16 protein-coding genes and 1 tRNA gene are annotated in these 15,613 nt (G+C 72.2%); 4 read left to right on the forward strand and 13 right to left on the reverse strand.

Translation table 11 applies throughout. From position 1 onward, the window contains the following. Positions 1-63: 63 nt before the first annotated feature. From bcp to ACZ61C_RS05175, 5 genes are all read right to left on the reverse strand, one after another. Entirely contained in the window at positions 64-537 is a 474-nt protein-coding gene (gene bcp / locus ACZ61C_RS05155) for a thioredoxin-dependent thiol peroxidase (protein ID WP_465303053.1), read from the reverse strand. Positions 538-561: 24 nt separating this feature from the next. After that, positions 562-1,101, reverse strand: a complete 540-nt coding sequence (locus ACZ61C_RS05160) for a hypothetical protein (protein WP_465303055.1) — start codon at positions 1,099-1,101, stop codon at positions 562-564. A 193-nt stretch (positions 1,102-1,294) separates the two neighbouring features. Next, positions 1,295-1,477, reverse strand: a complete 183-nt coding sequence (locus tag ACZ61C_RS05165) for a hypothetical protein (RefSeq protein WP_465303057.1) — start codon at positions 1,475-1,477, stop codon at positions 1,295-1,297. Positions 1,478-1,809: 332 nt separating this feature from the next. Beyond that, positions 1,810-2,697, reverse strand: coding sequence for a hypothetical protein (locus tag ACZ61C_RS05170; RefSeq protein WP_465303059.1), 888 nt, complete (start codon positions 2,695-2,697; stop codon positions 1,810-1,812). 49 nt (positions 2,698-2,746) lie between these two features. Next, positions 2,747-3,637, reverse strand: coding sequence for an AraC family transcriptional regulator (locus tag ACZ61C_RS05175; protein ID WP_465303061.1), 891 nt, complete (start codon positions 3,635-3,637; stop codon positions 2,747-2,749). 141 nt (positions 3,638-3,778) lie between these two features. Here ACZ61C_RS05175 and ACZ61C_RS05180 point away from each other — a divergent pair, with 141 nt between their 5' ends. Beyond that, positions 3,779-4,861: an aldo/keto reductase gene (locus tag ACZ61C_RS05180; RefSeq protein ID WP_465303063.1), complete on the forward strand. Its 1,083-nt coding sequence runs from the start codon at positions 3,779-3,781 to the stop codon at positions 4,859-4,861. On the opposite strand, the gene ACZ61C_RS05185 is transcribed toward ACZ61C_RS05180, so the two are convergent. Both ACZ61C_RS05185 and ACZ61C_RS05190 read right to left on the reverse strand, forming a co-directional pair. Then, positions 4,855-5,625, reverse strand: a complete 771-nt coding sequence (locus ACZ61C_RS05185) for an NAD(P)-binding domain-containing protein (RefSeq protein ID WP_465303065.1) — start codon at positions 5,623-5,625, stop codon at positions 4,855-4,857. The two genes, ACZ61C_RS05180 and ACZ61C_RS05185, sit on opposite strands and share 7 nt — an antisense overlap. An 8-nt stretch (positions 5,626-5,633) precedes the next feature. Further along, positions 5,634-6,551 (reverse strand): helix-turn-helix domain-containing protein, encoded by a 918-nt coding sequence (locus ACZ61C_RS05190; RefSeq protein WP_465303067.1) that lies wholly within the window; start codon positions 6,549-6,551, stop codon positions 5,634-5,636. Positions 6,552-6,622: 71 nt separating this feature from the next. On the opposite strand from ACZ61C_RS05190, the gene ACZ61C_RS05195 reads away from it, so the two are divergent. Then, the gene (locus ACZ61C_RS05195; protein ID WP_465303069.1) at positions 6,623-7,567 is read left to right on the forward strand and encodes an NAD(P)H-binding protein; all 945 of its coding nucleotides are present in this window, start codon (positions 6,623-6,625) and stop codon (positions 7,565-7,567) included. A gap of 3 nt (positions 7,568-7,570) precedes the next feature. Here ACZ61C_RS05195 and ACZ61C_RS05200 read toward each other — a convergent pair. Continuing rightward, positions 7,571-7,644: transfer RNA gene (locus ACZ61C_RS05200), tRNA-Leu, on the reverse strand. A 98-nt stretch (positions 7,645-7,742) separates the two neighbouring features. Here ACZ61C_RS05200 and ACZ61C_RS05205 point away from each other — a divergent pair. After that, on the forward strand, positions 7,743-7,964 hold the full coding sequence (locus ACZ61C_RS05205) for a DUF3618 domain-containing protein (protein WP_395925820.1): 222 nt from the start codon (positions 7,743-7,745) through the stop codon (positions 7,962-7,964). A gap of 1 nt (position 7,965) precedes the next feature. Here the strand turns inward: ACZ61C_RS05205 and ACZ61C_RS05210 are convergent, their stop codons facing one another. Together ACZ61C_RS05210 and ACZ61C_RS05215 are read right to left on the reverse strand one after the other, a co-directional pair. Beyond that, entirely contained in the window at positions 7,966-8,409 is a 444-nt protein-coding gene (locus ACZ61C_RS05210) for a hypothetical protein (protein WP_465304191.1), read from the reverse strand. Between the two features lie 194 nt (positions 8,410-8,603). Next, a complete protein-coding gene (locus ACZ61C_RS05215) occupies positions 8,604-9,203 on the reverse strand; it encodes a TetR/AcrR family transcriptional regulator (protein ID WP_465303071.1) in 600 nt (199 codons plus the stop codon). A 61-nt stretch (positions 9,204-9,264) separates the two neighbouring features. On the opposite strand from ACZ61C_RS05215, the gene ACZ61C_RS05220 reads away from it, so the two are divergent. After that, positions 9,265-10,722, forward strand: coding sequence for a flavin-containing monooxygenase (locus ACZ61C_RS05220; RefSeq protein WP_465303073.1), 1,458 nt, complete (start codon positions 9,265-9,267; stop codon positions 10,720-10,722). Between the two features lie 48 nt (positions 10,723-10,770). Here ACZ61C_RS05220 and ACZ61C_RS05225 read toward each other — a convergent pair whose 3' ends face one another. From ACZ61C_RS05225 to ACZ61C_RS05235, 3 genes are all read right to left on the reverse strand, one after another. Next, on the reverse strand, positions 10,771-11,241 hold the full coding sequence (locus ACZ61C_RS05225) for a helix-turn-helix domain-containing protein (protein ID WP_465303075.1): 471 nt from the start codon (positions 11,239-11,241) through the stop codon (positions 10,771-10,773). Positions 11,242-11,441: 200 nt separating this feature from the next. Then, complete coding sequence (locus tag ACZ61C_RS05230) at positions 11,442-13,091, reverse strand: LCP family protein (RefSeq protein ID WP_465303077.1); 1,650 nt, start codon at positions 13,089-13,091, stop codon at positions 11,442-11,444. A 276-nt stretch (positions 13,092-13,367) separates the two neighbouring features. Beyond that, the gene (locus tag ACZ61C_RS05235) at positions 13,368-15,521 is read right to left on the reverse strand and encodes a phospholipase A2 (RefSeq protein WP_465303079.1); all 2,154 of its coding nucleotides are present in this window, start codon (positions 15,519-15,521) and stop codon (positions 13,368-13,370) included. Positions 15,522-15,613 lie beyond the last annotated feature (92 nt).

The raw sequence follows: 15,613 nt of genomic DNA on the forward strand, positions 1-15,613 counted from the left end.
GGGTAGCCCAGGCAGCGTCCCGAAAGGGTGTGTGGAACCGGTGAGCGAGCGGTCAGGCGGTGATCAGGAGGCGACGCCGAGGTCGCGGATCAGCTTGGCCACGTGCCCGGTCGCGCGGACGTTGTAGAAGGCGTGGGCGATCTTGCCGTCCGGGTCGACGACGAAGGTCGAGCGGATCACGCCGAGGTAGGTCTTGCCGTAGTTCTTCTTCTCGCCGTACGCGCCCCAGGCCTCGATGACCGACTTCTCCGGGTCGCCCAGCAGCGGGAACGTCAGCTTCTCGTGCTCGGCGAACTTCGCGAGCTTCGCCTGCGTGTCCGGCGAAACGCCGATGACCTGGTAACCGGCGTCGTTCAGCTCGGCGAGGTTGTCGCGGAAGTCGCAGGCCTGCTTCGTGCAGCCCGGGGTGCTCGCCGCCGGGTAGAAGTACACGACGACGGACTGGCCGCGGAAGTCGCGCAGCGACACCTCCTTGCCCTCGCTGTCGGGCAGGGTGAGGTCCGGGGCGTCGTCACCCGGGGAAAGGCGCTCGGTCATGTCCCCGAGCCTAACCGCGGCCCGTCAGGCGGGACCGCAGTAGGTGACCGCCATGGCCTCGGTCGCGCTCGGCCGGACCTGCAGGCGCAGCTGCGTCTGCTCCTGCGGCACCGCGAAGGCCAGCGTGACGTGCACCGAGCGGCCCGGCAGCACGTCCTTGCCCGCGTCGGTGATGCCGGTGAAACCCTGGGTCGTGTCGACGACCTGCTTGACCGTGGACCCGGCGGAGGTGGCGCTGACGGTGAGGCCCGAGAGCTTGTACGTCGTCGCGCCGTTGTTGGTCAGCTGGACGTCGAAGGCCGCGCCGCGCGGGCTCTGCGGGTATGCCGACGTGCTGGGCTTGAACGACTGGGGCGAGCCGACGGAGATGGTGAGGCCGCTGGCGAACCGGTGGTCGGCGCCGAACTTGAGGTCGTTGCCCGCCTGCGCCGCGCTGGCGCCCGCGGGGCCGCCGCCCGCGCCGAGCGCCGCGGTGCCTTCCTGAGCCGCCGGGACCCCGCACGCCACCGCCAGGGAAAGCAGTCCTGTGGTGAACATGATCTTGCACGTGCGCGCGAGCGCCATCGCGGGTACTCCAGTCGGGGTGTTCGGGGTGGCCGTTCGGCATCGGGGCGTGCCGGGCGAACCCGCTCCACTCTGGCCGTGATCGCGCGTGGTTACGAGGCAACACGGGGGGTTGTCGCGCACCTGGTGCCGCCCCGTGGCCAATCCGTGACCGGAACGGCACGGGTGGTGACAACCACTCCCGACATGCCACTTAAACGGCGAGGGCGAACAGCAGGATGAAGATCGCCACCCCGAACACCCAGGCGGCCATCAACCAGCCGAAATCCCGCACGGGATCCACCGCGCGGCTCTCCTCGCCGGGCACGTAGACCCCCCGGCCTTCGAACCAGTCGGCCCAGCGGGCGAACCACCGCAACGGATTGCGCGACGACACGTTTCACCTCCGGGACCGGCTCTCCCGTCACAGTACGGGTTCGCCGGGGGACACCGAAAGGTGCGTGGCCGCTCACAGTCGGTGAGGTGATCTTCCACGGTCGGGTGAGGTTGGGTGGTGGTCGTGTAGCAGTTTTTGACCTTCGGTTCGGCTCTGCGACCACCGCTGCGAGGCGGGCTGCTTTACCCCGGGGGCGACACTTCCTGCGGGGCCCGGCGAGGGGACCGGCGTTGCCGTCGCGACCCGGCGAGCGAGCGCCGGTGCCGCGACCCGGCGATGTCGCCGCAACCCAGCGCCGCTGCCGCGACTGGCGCTGCCGCCGCAGACCTCGCTCAGAGCTGTCCGTTGCGCTGCAAGGTCGACACGGCGCCGACCGTCGCATAACCGCGCCACTCCAAAGCCGCGGCAGGCGAGAAGCTCGCGAAATCGACCCGCCAGCCACCGTCGTCCTGCTGCTCGCCCGCCAACCGGCGCAGCTCCGCCTCGATCACGTCGTCCTTGAACAACGCCCGCGCCGGCCGGTCCGGCAGGGGCGCGAAGTCCAACGCGCGCAGCGTCTCGCCCTCCGAACCGCCGGCCACGGCGACCAGGCCGTCCGGTGGGAGGAACGCCGCGAGGTGCTCCAGCAGGCCCGCCGCCTCCGGGTGGAGGTCGCACGCCGCGTCGGCGAACCGGACCGCGAACGACAGTGCGATCGCGTGCGGTGCCTCCGTGAGCTCGCGGATCTCCCGGAAGCAGTACTGCGTCGCCGCGGCCAGCCACGGGTGTTCGCGCACGGCCGCGTCGTGGCGGGCGACGCGCAGCGCCACCCCCGCGGCGAACGCCGTGCTCTGCACCGTCGCCACCTTCGGGTCGGCCTGGGCCCAGAAGGGCGCGCAGCCCGCGGGATCCGCCACCGGCAGGGCGAAGGGGAGCCCACCGTCCGGGAGGGACGCCGACGCCAGCCAGTCACAGAGCCGCGCCGCGTGCGGCGTCGTGCGCGGGGCGATGTCTTCGAACACCTCGAACGCGTGGAGGGCGCCGCCGGGCTGGCTCTCCGGGGCGCGCAGGTCGGGCTCGAGGCCCCAGCCGTACCCGCCGTCGGGGTTGCGGTACCCGTCGACGGCGGCCAGCACCGCGTCGGTGGTCGTTTCGCCGCTGAGCAGCTGGAAGCGGCGGCTGTCGAGGAGCCGGGCGTGCGTCGCCATGAACGACGCCGCCGCGGAGAGGTTCACTGCCATGCCGCCAGCGTCGCACCGGCCGGCCCGGACATCTTGAACGGATCGGACCTCACGGCAGCTGCGCGGCCGGCGCGGCGGCCGCGCGCAGGCGGGCCGCGTCCGCGCCGGGCGGCGCACCGAAGAGACGGCGGTACTCGCGGTTGAACTGCGACGGGCTGTCGTACCCGACGAGGTGCCCGGCCCCGGCGACGTCCCCCGCGTCGGCCAGCAGCAGCGAGCGGGCCTCCTGCAGGCGGATCCGCTTCTGGAACTGCAGCGGGCTCATCGCCGTCACCGCGCGGAAGTGCCGGTGGAACGCCGACGCGCTCATCCCGCTCAGCTTCGCGAGCTCGTCGATCCGCATCGGCTCGGCGTAGTTCTCGCGGATCCACCGGATCGCCCGGCCGACGTGCGCCAGCCCGCTGTCGGCCAAGCCGATCTGCCGGAGCAGCCCGCCGTGCGGGCCGGTCAGCACCCGCCAGAGGATCTCGCGCTCGATCAGCGGCGCCAGCACCGGCACGTCCGCGGGGTGGTCGAGCAGCCGCAGCAGCCGGACGGCCGCGTCGAGCAGCTCCGGGCTCGCGTCTCCCGTCGCGATCGGTGACGTCGGCGCGGCGCGGACCCACCGGCCGGGCGGCGCCTCCAGCAGCAGCGGCGCGATGGCCGCGGGCCGCAGGGTCAGGCCCAGCCCCAGCGCCGGCGTGTCCGGTGTCGCGCCGACGAAGTGGCCGGTCACCGGCAGCTCGGTGCTGACCAGCAGGTACTGCCCGGCGCCGTACTCGTGCACGTGGTCACCGAGCAGCAGCTGCTTGCCGCCCTGCGCCATCACGACCAGGAGCGGCTCGGCCAGCGAGTGGTGCTGTTCGCTCGTCCCGACGCGGGACAGCAGCAGGCCCGGCACCCGCGTGCGCATGTCGTCGCGGACGTGGGTGGTGATCAGGGCGCGGAGTTCGTCGAGCACCCGTCCAGGAAAGCAGCCGCGCCTGCCTGTCGCAACCAGGGTTGCGAGGATCATGCAAGAGCCAGCGTTGATCGATCTACCGTTGTGCTGGTGTTACACGGTTTCCTGGTGGTGGCCAATCCGACCCCCAAGGAGAGTTCCATGCCACTCGACCACTACGTCACCCTCGGCCGGTCCGGGCTGCGCGTCAGCCCCTTCGCGCTCGGCGCGATGACCTTCGGCGAAGACCCGGGCGGCGCCGGCTGCAGCGTCGAGGAGTCGGAGAAGATCCTCGCGACCTACCTCGACCTCGGCGGCAACTTCGTCGACACGGCGAACTTCTACACCAACGGCCACTCGGAGAAGATCCTCGGCGACTTCTTCACCGCCCACCCCGGCCGCCGTGAGCACGTCGTGCTGGCGTCGAAGTTCTTCGGCAACATGTTCCCCGGCGACCCCAACGGCGGCGGCGCGGGCCGCGCGTCGGTCATCGCGCAGCTGGAGCAGTCCCTCCGGCGGCTGCAAACGGACCACCTCGACCTCTACTGGCTGCACAACTGGGACCGCGGCACGCCGATCGAAGAGACCCTGCGGGCGCTCGACGACCTCGTCCGCGCGGGCAAGATCCGCTACGTCGGCTTCTCCAACACCCCGGCGTGGGTGACCGCGCAGGCCCAGACGACGGCGCTGCTGCGCGGCTGGACGCCGTTGGTCGCGCTGCAGGTCGAGTACTCGCTGCTGGCGCGGACGGTCGAGGGGGAGCTGGCGCCGTTCGCGCTCGACCAGGGCATCGCGCTGACGCCGTGGAGCCCGCTGAAGAACGGCTTCCTGTCCGGCAAGTACCGGCGCGGCGCCGACGTCGCCGATTCGGCCCGCACGGCGTTCGTGGGCGGCCCGAGCGAGGCGGAGTACGCGGTCATCGATGCCGTCGCCTCGGTCGCCGCCGAGCTGGGGACGACGTCCGCCGCGGTGGCGCTGCAGTGGCTGCGGTCGCGGCCGGGCACCGTCGTCCCGATCGTCGGCGCGCGGCGGCTGGAGCACCTGACCGGCAACCTCGCCGGCCTCGACATCACGCTCACGCCGGCGCACCTCGCCGCGCTGGACGAGGTCTCCGCGCCGGAGCTGGACTACCCGGCCCCGATGCACGGCGCCCAGCGGGCGATGCTGCAGTTCGCGGGCGCCACGGTCGACGGTGAACCGTCCACTGTGTACCCGCCGCTGCTGCAGAGCGACGTCCGCTACTGACCCTTGACGCGGGCGAGGACGTCGTCGAGGCCCCGCCGCACGAGGTCGGGCACGCCGTCGCGGCGCAGGCCGGCCAGGAACTGCTCGTTGATCCCGCCCGGGGTCATGTGCTTGCCGGCCAGCGCTTCGAGGGTGCCGTCGTGCTGGGAGAGCGTGTGGCCGAGCTCACCGTAGACGTGGGCGACGTAGCCGTTCGCGTCCTCGGTCGCGACCCCGTGCTCGGCCATCCAGCTCGCGATCGTGGCGAGCTGGTCGAGGTGCGCGGCGAAGGTGGCCGTCGCCGCGCTGAAGGCGTCCAACGTCGCTTCGTCGCCGGGGACGACAACGTCGCCGACGCTCTCGTAGAGGGTCCGCGCGACGGCGTCGTCGGGGTACATCGCGGTGCGGCTCGCGGCCCGGCTCGCCGTCGGCAGCGGGATGGACCGGACGATCCGCGTGGCCGGCGCGACCCACTCGCGCAGCTGCGCCAGCCCGACGCCGGCGAGCACGCTCACCACGACGTGCTCCGGCCGGAAAGCCAGCTGTGCCAGCACTTCCTGGGCGACCTGCGGACGCACGGCGACGACGACCACCGTGGCGGTGTCGAGCACTTCCTGGTTGTCCGCGCACACGCGCACGTTCGGGAACCGCGCGGCCAGGCCGTGTGCGACGTCGTGGTTGCGCGGGGAGAGGACGATCGGCGGCGGATCGGCGACGCCGGTGCTGAGGCCTTCGACGATGGCGGCCGCGATCTCGCCGGCACCCACGAACCCGGAGGACTGCATGGCGAACCCTAACCGCGGAAGGTGCGGCGGTAGGTGTCCGGGGGCACGCCGACGGTGCGGTTGAAGTGCCGTCGCAGGGTGGCCGCCGTGCCCATGCCGACCGCCTCCGCGATGGTGTCGACGCTGTCGCCCGTCTTCTCCAGCAGCTCCTGCGCCCGCCGGATCCGCTGGACGAGCAGCCACTGCAACGGCGTTGTGCCGGTCACCGTCCGGAAGTGCCGGCCCAGGTGGCGGGAGCTGAGGTTGGCCTGGCGGGCGAGGTCGGCGACCGTGAGCGGCTGGTCGAGCCGGGCCGTCACCCACGGCAGCAGGCCGGTCAGCGGGTGGTCGTCGCGCGCGGGCACCGGCGCGGTGACGTACTGCGCCTGCCCGCCGGCCCGGTGCGGCGGCACGACCAGCCGGCGGGCGACAGTGTTGGCGGCCGCCGAGCCGTGGTCGGCGCGGACGAGGTGCAGGCACAGGTCCATCGCGGCGGCCTTGCCGGCCGAGGTGAGCACACTGCCGTTGTCGACGTAGAGCACGTCCGGGTCGACCGTGACGGCGGGATAGCGGGCGGCCAGGGCGTCGGTGTGCGCCCAGTGCGTGGTCGCGCGCCGCCCGTCCAGCAGGCCGGCGGCGGCCAGCACGAACGCGCCCGTGCAGAGCGACGCCACCCGCGCGCCGGCCGCGTGGGCCGCGCGGACGGCGTCGACCAGGTCGGCCGGCGGGTCGCTGCCGACGTCGGCCCACCCGGGCACGATCACGGTGCCGGCGCGCGCCAGCCGGTCGAGCCCGTGGTCCGGCTCCAGCCGGAACCGCCCGACCCGGACCGGCGCCGAGCCGCAGACGGCAAAGTCGTACCGGCGGTCCTCGCCGAAGACCTCGGTGGCGATGGCCAGCTCGAAGGACAACATCCCGTCGGTGGCGGCGAGCGCGACTGCGTGCATGTCCGAAACTGTACGCAGGAGGGCGTTCCGGACACTGGTGACGCTGGTGGGTGGCCGCGAGGATCGGCTACATGACTTCGGTACTGGTTTACGGCGCTTACGGACACACCGGGCGCTTCGTGGTGGACGAGCTGCTCGCCCGGGGGTTTTCGCCGGTCCTGTCCGGCCGTGACGCGGCGAAGCTGCCCACCGGCCGCCCGGCGTCCGTCGACGACCCGGCGGCGCTCGACCGCGCTTTCGAGGGGGTCGCGGCGGTGATCAACTCGGCGGGCCCGTTCGCGGCGACGGCCGTCCCGCTGGTCGAGGCGGCGGCGCGCGCCGGCGTCCCGTACGTGGACGTCGCGGCCGAGATCGAGGCGAACCTGGACACGTTCGCGCTGGACGTGCCGATCGCGGTGGTCCCGGCGATGGCGTTCTTCGGCGGCCTGGGCGACCTCCTGGCCACGACGGCGATGGGCGACTGGGAGAAGGCCGACGAGGTCCACGTCGCGTACGGGCTCAGCGGCTGGCACCCGACACCCGGCACGCTGGCGGCGGGCCGGGTGTCCCGCGAACGCCGCGACGGCCGGCGCCTCCGTTATGCCAACGGCCGCCTGGAGCACCGCGAGGACGCGCTGCCGTCGCTGGAGTGGGCGTTCCCGGCGCCGCTGGGCCCCAGGCCGGTCCTGGGCGAGTTCACGATGGCGGACGTCGTGACGATCCCTCGCCACCTCGAGGTCCCGAACGTGACGACGTACATGACGACGTCCGCGGCCGGGGAGCTGGCGGCGGGCAGTTCGCGGGGCGACGAGCCGGAGACGTTCGTGGTGGACGTCGTGGTGCGCTCAGGGGCTTCGGAACGCCGGGCGGTGGCCCGCGGCCGGGACATCTACGCGGTGAGCGCGCCCCTGGCGGTGGAGGCGGTGGAGCGGCTCCTGACCGGCCGGGCGAGGGTGAAGGGGGTCGCCTCGGCGGGGGAGATGTTCGACGCGCCGGACTTCCTCCGCGCGCTGGCGCCGCACATCAAGCTCGACTAGGGGTGGGCCCGGAGAGACTCGAACTCTCACTGGCATGGACCTAAACCATGTGCCTCTGCCAATTGGGCTACGGGCCCCCAGCACTCGGAAGCGTAGCGTGCGGCGTGGCCCGTGCAGCGGCGGTGGGGGCGTCGACTAAGTTGTCGCTGGAAGCACCTTGCGGCGAGGAGGACACGTGGCTCGCGATCCCGAGACGATCGAGCGTGAGATCGAGCAGGCCAGGACCGCTCTGGCGGCGACGCTCGACCAGCTGACCGTCAAAGCGGACCCCAAGAAGCTCGCGGAGTCGGCGAAGGACGGCGTGCGCGCCAAGCTGGACAACCCCAAGGTGAAGTACCCGCTGATCGGCGCGGGTGTGCTCGTGCTCGTCCTGCTGGTGCGCAAGCTCCTCAAGTAGCTCAGGCGTCGGCCGGGGTCTTGGCCTCCGGGGCGGCCGGCTCCGGGGCCTTGGCCTCCTCGACGGCCTTGGGCAGCTGCTTGCTGGGCGGCAACGCCGGCTTCTTGTCCGCGGGAGCCGGTGCCGGTGCCGTTACAGCCGCGGCCGGCTCGTCGGTCTGCTGCTTCGGCACACTGCCGGGCGGCGGGACCTCGAGCGGCGGGAGCTTCGGGAGCGTCAGCCGGGCGGTCATGTAAGCGCTGGTGAAGTCGAACGCACTGCCGTTGAGCAGGTGCACCACCGTCGCCTTGCCGTTGCCGCCGAGCTCCTCGACCAGCTGGTCGGCCCGGTCGCGCGCGGCGATGATGCCGGGCGCCCGCGCGGTCAGCTCCTTGCCGTGGCCGCTGACCGTGATCGCCCAGTCGGCGTCCTCCTGGACGTACGTCGCCGTGATCGCTTCCACCATCTGCCTCACGCCCCTCTCCATGCCTACACAACCGTGACGCGGTCGCCGCGATTCCATGACGCGGTAACTGCGCCCCCTCTCGGCCGTGAAGGTCCAGCACACTTTCTACCGTGTCTTCAGTACCGTAGAGCAACTCTGTGTCACACGACACGACAGCGCTGAGTAACGACCGAATGGCCTAATGCACGCGCAGGTTACCGTGCACGGCTCCCGAGGCCGCTCCACAGCACGTCCATGGCGTATTCGGTGGCCATTTCGGGGGTCACCTCATCGTGTCGCTCACACCAGATCGCGAGCCGTTCGCACGCCCCGACCACGAATTCCGCCGCCGCTTCGGCCCTCAAGTCGTCCCCGCTGTCGAAGTGGCCGCCCATCAACGCGGCGATCAGGTCGGTCTGCTGACGGCGGGTTTCCTCGACCTCGTCGGCGGCCGGCGTGCCGATCAACGCCATCTCGTGCCGCAGCAGCGACCACGCCTCGCGCCGCTCCCGGATGAAGACGAAGAACGCCAGCAGGCCGCGGCGCAGCGCGTCCTCGGCGGTGGCCGCGCCGACGGTCGCCTGCTCGGTGACCTCGCGCAGCACCGACCGCGACTCGCGGATGCAGGCCAGCAGCAGGCCTTCCTTCGAGTTGAAGTACTCGTAGAGCATCGGCTTCGAGACGCCCACCAGCTCGGCGATCTCGTCCATGGACGCCGCCGCGTAGCCGCGCGCCGAAAAGACCTGTTCGGCGACCTCGACCATCTGCCGCATCCGCTCGGCCCGGGGCATGCGCTTGCGCTTCGCGGTGGTCACGGGCGACACTCTACCGGTAGTAACCTACTCTGAGTAAGTTAGCTCGCAACCGGGAGGCGTCATGGGCAACCGCACGGAGACCGGGGTCGTCATCGTCGGGACCGGGTTCTCCGGTCTCGGCATGGCGATCCAGCTGCGCAAGGAGGGGCGCGACGACTTCGTCATCCTCGAAAAGGCGCACGACGTCGGCGGCACCTGGCGCGACAACAGCTACCCGGGCTGCGCCTGCGACATCCCGTCGCACATGTACTCGTTCTCGTTCGAGCAGAACCCGGGCTGGTCGCGGGCCTACTCGCCGCAGCCGGAGATCTGGCGCTATATGCGCGAGGTCGCCGACAAGTACGACCTGCGGAAGTTCGTCCGGTTCGGCCAGGAGATGACCGGCGCCCGCTGGGACGGCGACGAGAACCGCTGGCACGTCGCCACGAGGGGCGGCGACGAGTTCGTGGCGGGCGCGCTGGTCGCCGGGGTCGGGGCGCTGCACCTGCCGCAGATCCCGGAGCTGCCCGGGATCGAGAAGTTCGCCGGCCCGGCGTTCCACTCGGCACAGTGGCGGCACGACGTCGACCTCGCGGGCAAGAAGGTCGCCGTGATCGGCACCGGCGCCAGCGCCGTCCAGTTCGTGCCGAAGATCGCCCCGGACGTCGAAGCGCTGACGCTGTTCCAGCGCACGCCGCCGTGGATCATGCCGAAGGCCGACCACGAGATGTCCGGGCGGACGCGCGCGCTGTTCAAGGCGTTCCCGCCGGCTCAGCGCGCCTACCGCACCCTGCTGTACTGGCTGCTCGAAGCCCGCGCGATCGGCTTCAACGGCCAGTCGTGGGTGATGAAGCTCGGCCAGCGCCTGGCCAAGCGCACCATCGACGGCGCGATCAAGGACCCGGCGCTGCGCCGCAAGGTCACGCCGGACTACACCATGGGCTGCAAGCGCGTGCTCATCTCCAACGACTACTACCCGGCGCTGGCGCGGGACAACGTCGACGTCGTCACCGACGGCGTCCGGGAGGTCCGCGAGCACAGCGTCGTCGACGCGGCCGGCGTCGAGCACGAGGTCGACGCGATCGTCTACGGCACCGGCTTCCACGTCACCGACGCCTTCGACGACCTGGAGATCGTCGGGCGCGACGGGCGCAACCTCGGCAAGGAGTGGGCGACCGAGGGGATGCGGACGCACCTGGGGATCACCGTCGCCGGCTTCCCGAACCTGTTCTTCCTGCTCGGGCCGAACACCGGCCTCGGGCACAACTCGGTCGTGTTCATGATCGAGGCGCAGATCTCCTACGTCGCCGAGGCGCTGCGGCTGGCCCGTGGCAAGGCCATCGAGCCGAAGGAGGACGTGCAGGAGCGGTTCAACCGCGACATCCAGCGGAAGCTGGCGAAGGGCATCTGGACGCGCGGGGGCTGCAAGAGCTGGTACCTGGACGCGAAGGGCGTCAACCGGACGATCTGGCCGGGCTTCACCTGGCGTTACTGGCTGGACACGCGGAAGGTGCGGCGCGAGGACTACCTGGTCGGCTGACCGGGCGCGGCCCCACCGGCGGAGAAGGCCGGTGGGGACCGCGGGGGATCAGCGGGAGGCGTACCGGCGGAGGCGGGCGATCAGGTCCACGGTGGGCAGCCCGCACAGCTCGGCCATGCGCTCCAGCGCGGGCAGGTCGAGCGCGACCTCACCGGCGCCCTGCTCGCCGGCCTGGCGCAGGCGGTCTTCGGCCCAGCGGCGCAGCGGGAGGAGCTCGGGGGAGGCGTCGGCGACCACCTTGCGCAGGTCGACGCGGACCCGGCCGGGCTCGTCGACGAACACGCGGCGGTGCACCTTGGCCAGCAGGTCCTGGGGCAGCTCGTCCATCGCGACGCAGAGCTCGACCAGCCGCACCACGGAACACTGTCTGGTGCCCAGCTCGTAGGTGGCCAGCGTCTGCAGGGAGATCTCGCTCTGCAGGTGCTGGTTCAGCTCCTTGCGCGTCCACCCTCGGCTGCGCCTGAGCTTGCGGAGCTCGTCCCCGAGTATCCGCTGGTAGTCCTCGGCGTCGATCAGCACATCAATGTCCCCTGCCGTGCTCCTCCACGGCACCCGCACGGACGTGACAGTCCGGTGCGCGTGCACCCTCACGTGTATGTAAGTGCGCGGGTGCCCGGGCATTACGCGGATTCGGGCATGTCTTTGATACCGATTGCTTGAGTTAGGCCGAACGGGTTAACGACACTGGGCGTCACCGTGCAAATTGCAGACGCCGTGACTCAGTTGACGCAGGGCACACCCTCGGCCGTGATCGGCTTGGACCCCTCGTCGGCGGGCGGCGGCGCGGCCTGCGACGTCGGCGCCGCGGCGGCTCCGGCGCCGCTGGAGCTCGAGCTCGGCGCCTCGTAGTCGGCGCCGAGGAACACCATCACGTGCCCGGTCTGGACGCTCTTGTCCTCTTGGATCGTCGGCGAGCCGCCGAGCGCGTCCGCGACGGCCTGGCCCTTGTCCTTGCCGCCCTTGGGCACCCAGATCACGGTGGTCTTGCGCGACGTCGCGTTCGCCGTGTCGCCGGAGCTGAAGCCCTTGCCTTCGAGCGTCTTGGCGACGCTCGCGGCCAGGCCGGTCTTGCCGGAGGCGTTGCGGACGTCGACCGTGGTCGCCTTGTTCGCGGGGTCGGCCTGCTGGGCCGGCGGCGCCGTCTGGCCGGGCTGCGGCCCGGCGAGGCCCTGCACGAACTGCTTGACCTCGGCCGGGTCGACCTGGATCGCGGTGCCGTCCTCGGGGGTCTTGTACTCGATGTTCTTCACCGGGATCGTGCGGAACTCGAGCTGGCCGCCGGTCAGGCCCTTCATCTGCTGGGCGAACCCGAAGACGTCCCAGTTCTGGTTGAGCACGACCGACTTCTTGATGGCGTCGATCAGGTCGGTGAGCTTGCCCGGGTTGGTCAGCGTGCCGGCTGAGAGCACCTTGCGGGCCATGCCGGCCATGAACACCTGCTGCCGGACGACCCGGTCGAGGTCGCCGTTGGGCAGGCCGTGGCGCTGCCGGACGAACTCGAGCGCCTCGACCCCGGAGATCGTGTGCTGCCCCTTGGTGAAGTTCGCGCCGGAGTACTGGTCCTTGACGTTGTCGTTCAGGCAGACGTCGACCCCGCCGATGGCCTTGGTGATGTCGCTGAAGCCGAGCAGGTTGACCGCGGCGTAGTTGTCGATGGTCGACCCGGTGAGCTTCTGGATCGTCTCGATCAGCTCCTTCGCCCCGGCCTGGTTGGCCTTGACGTCGAGCTCCTTCGGGTCGGTGACGCCCTGTTTCTGCAGGTCCTTGCGCGCCGACAGCATCGCGCGCGCGTAGGCCGAGTTGATCTTGTGCTTGCCGTAGCCGCCGGGGATGTCGACGTAGGTGTCACGGGGGATCGAGATCGCGACGGCCTTGCTGCCGTCGTTCGGGATGTGCACGAAGATCAGCGAGTCGGTGTTGAGCTCGCCGTCGGACTCGCCGGCCCGCAGCTGGTCGAGCACCTCACGCGACAGCGGGTTGCCCTGGGCGTCGGTCCGGCTGTCCAGGCCGACCAGGAGGATGTCGCGGGCGCCGTCGGCGGGCTTCTCGCCACCGCCGTTGTCGTCGATCACGTTCGCGTAGTTCAGCCCGTTGACCAGGCCCTGCATCGCGGCCCACGCGTAGCCGGTCAGGCCCATCACGAGCAGTGACACGACGGTCAGCGCGATCTTCGCGCCCCGGAAGGAGTTGCGGCGGGCTCGCGGGGCCGGTCGCGGCTCGGGCCGCCGGCGCGCGTCCACCGGCTCACGCCGGGGTGCGGGACGGCGGGGCGGCGGCGTCGCGCGCCGGACGTCGTCCCGGCCTGGCTCGTCCTGCCAGGGCCGGGCGGGGCGGCGGCCGCCTTGCCCGTTCCGAGGCGGGTGATCCACGCGGGTGACTCCTCACTGCATTCGATCGGTGGTCTCCAGGTTGGGACGCATGGTGCCTCCCCGGGGTTGCGGTAGCGTTACACATCCCCCTCCGAATGTGGCGCGCACCACCCAGTTTCCCGCATGTTCGCCGGTTTCGCCTGGTCAGGACGGGCGTGGTTCGCGGGCCGGCGGGGCGGGCGAGGTGTGCCAGGCGAGGCCGGGCCAGGTCAGCCGTGGCAGGGCGGGGCAGCGCCGGGCAGGGCCGGGCGGCGGTGGGTCGTGCGCTGTGGCTGGTCAGGGCGTTGCGTTCACCGGGCGGCGGGCCGGCAGCAGGGTGCCGGCCGCGGCGAGCAGGGCGAACGCCGCCGTCACCGCGTGCAGCGTGACGCCGAGGAACCCGGGTGTCGTGCCGTCGGCGGCGAACAGCAGCGAGGGCGCGCAGGCCAGCGCCGTCGCCAGCCAGGTGCCCGTGGCCGCGCCGGCGCCGAGGCGGATCGTGTGCAGCAGGAACACTCCGAGCAGCAGGTGCACCAGGCTCTGGATCGGGTCGAGGCGCAGACCCAGCAGGTCGGCGTCGGCCGCGACCCCGCCGAAGCGGGTCAGCGCGAAGCCGAACACCCCGAGCGTCGCGTAGCCGATGCCGAACCCGGCCGCGGCGCGGGTCAGCACCGCCGTCCGGCGGCCGGGGAGCTCGGCCGCGCGCGGCGGGCGTCCGTGGTGGCTGTGCCGCTCGAACCACCAGAACACCAGCGTCGCCGGAACCGCGAGCAGCCCCACGGCGACCAGCGTCCGCGGCCGGACCAGCCAGCTCAGCCCGTCGGCGATCCGGCCCGGGAGGTAGACGACCGCGACCAGCAGCAGCATCGCGGCGAGGAACGCCAGGTAGAGGCTCATCGGCGCCCGCAGCACGAACCGGCACGCGCGGGCGACGCCCGGCCGCCGGGCCAGCCGCGTCAGCGGGCCGGCCAGCAGCCCGAGCAGGCCCAGCTGCACCAAACCCAGCAGCAGCACGCCCCACGGCGGCGCCGAGAACGCCGCCGGGGCGCCCGGGCTGCCGAGCAGGACAGGCGGCCCGTCCCGCAGGACGCTCGCCACGGCGAGGCCCGCGACACCCGTCGCCGCGGCGAAGGCGAGCAGACGTCGTGACGGGCGTACGCCGTCAGCGTGCGCAAAGGCGAGTTGCTGGGCGAGGAGCGCGAGGGCGAACGTCGCCGCGTAGCGCGGCAACGGCGAACCGGACCAGTTCGCGACCACCTCTCCGGCGACGACCAGCACCAGCAGCCCGGCGGCCGCGCTCACCGGTGCCCGGCGATGCAGGGCCAGCAGCGGCGGTGCGCAGACGATCGTCAGCAGGTAGACCCCGAGCAGCCAGAGCGGGTGGACGGCGATGCGCATGACCGTCGCCGTGGTCCCCGCCGGGATGCCGAGGAGCTCGAGCGCGAGCGGCGTCAGCAGCGCGACGACCGCGAAGATCAGCGCCGGCCGCAGCAGCGGGCTGGCGCGTTCGGCCAGGTAGTGGCGGTAACCGCTGCCGTCGGCCTGGCCGGCGCGCCAGCCCGCCGCGTTGGCGTGGCCGCCGGCGAAGTAGATCAGCGGGGTGAGCTGGGCGAGCCAGGTCAACGGCCAGAGCGCCGGCTCGGGCGCGCCCGCCCAGTGTGCGAGCGCCGTCACCGACTCACCGAGCAGCAGGAGGACAACACCGCCGGCGCCGAGCAGCGCCCAGCTGGTGACCGGCGCCGGGGTGGCGGGCGGTGCGGGGACGGGGGCCTGGCGGCGGGTGTGCAGCCAGCCGCGCAGCCGGAACACCAGCAGGCAGCCGATCACGAGCACCCCGGCGACCATCGGGCCGATCGGGTCGCCGACCGGCGGGCCCCAGCGCTGGTGCCAGGAGTTGACGACCAGCCCGGCCGAGTAGAGGGACGCGACGATCCGGCAGGTGCCCGCGGAGTTCATCGGGTTGAGGTCGCACGCGTGGTGCATGTCGTGCGAGAGCTGGTTGTCCAGGGCCTCGCGGACCTCGGGCCCGAGCGGGTGGCCCTTGCGGTCGGCGTAGCGCAGCAGGTCGTAGCCGAGGTCGTGCGACTTGCACGGCACGGCGTAGTCCCACTTCGTGTTGTCGTCGCCCCACGGGGTGGAACAGCCGCCGTCGACGTGCACCGCGCGGACCGTGCCGTCGCGGGCCGTCAGCACGCCCGGGGTGACGCCGCTGAGCGCGGTGAAGTCCTTCGGCAGCCGCGCCAGCGCGTCGGGGTGCGGGCCGGGGTGGACGAGCGCCTCGATCGCGTTCTGCGCCGCGAGGACGTCCCCGGTCGGCGGCCCCTGGTCCGGCGGCGACGGCGGGCGCGAGGCGATCAGCCCGAACGCGAAGACGACCAGCAGGACCAGCAGCAGCCACCCCGACGTCGACCAGGGTCGGCGGACACGCGGCGGCTCGGGCGGGGCTGGCATGGGTTCCAGGGTGCCAGCCGCGCCGCGGCGCCGACATGGGGATAACCCCAAGGGATTGCGGCTGCTTTCCCCTAGGCTGCCCCGTCGGCTGC

Source organism: Amycolatopsis sp. NPDC104587 (assembly GCF_055583645.1).

Bases quoted from the DNA above. Each gene is read 5' to 3' on its own strand.
- bcp (WP_465303053.1), bottom strand. From the start codon at position 537: ATGACCGAGCGCCTTTCCCCGGGTGACGACGCCCCGGACCTCACCCTG.
- ACZ61C_RS05160 (WP_465303055.1), bottom strand. From the start codon at position 1,101: ATGGCGCTCGCGCGCACGTGCAAGATCATGTTCACCACAGGACTGCTT.
- ACZ61C_RS05170 (WP_465303059.1), bottom strand. From the start codon at position 2,697: ATGGCAGTGAACCTCTCCGCGGCGGCGTCGTTCATGGCGACGCACGCC.
- ACZ61C_RS05180 (WP_465303063.1), top strand. From the start codon at position 3,779: ATGCCACTCGACCACTACGTCACCCTCGGCCGGTCCGGGCTGCGCGTC.
- ACZ61C_RS05185 (WP_465303065.1), bottom strand. From the start codon at position 5,625: ATGCAGTCCTCCGGGTTCGTGGGTGCCGGCGAGATCGCGGCCGCCATC.
- ACZ61C_RS05190 (WP_465303067.1), bottom strand. From the start codon at position 6,551: ATGCACGCAGTCGCGCTCGCCGCCACCGACGGGATGTTGTCCTTCGAG.
- ACZ61C_RS05195 (WP_465303069.1), top strand. From the start codon at position 6,623: ATGACTTCGGTACTGGTTTACGGCGCTTACGGACACACCGGGCGCTTC.
- ACZ61C_RS05210 (WP_465304191.1), bottom strand. From the start codon at position 8,409: ATGGTGGAAGCGATCACGGCGACGTACGTCCAGGAGGACGCCGACTGG.
- ACZ61C_RS05220 (WP_465303073.1), top strand. From the start codon at position 9,265: ATGGGCAACCGCACGGAGACCGGGGTCGTCATCGTCGGGACCGGGTTC.
- ACZ61C_RS05235 (WP_465303079.1), bottom strand. From the start codon at position 15,521: ATGCCAGCCCCGCCCGAGCCGCCGCGTGTCCGCCGACCCTGGTCGACG.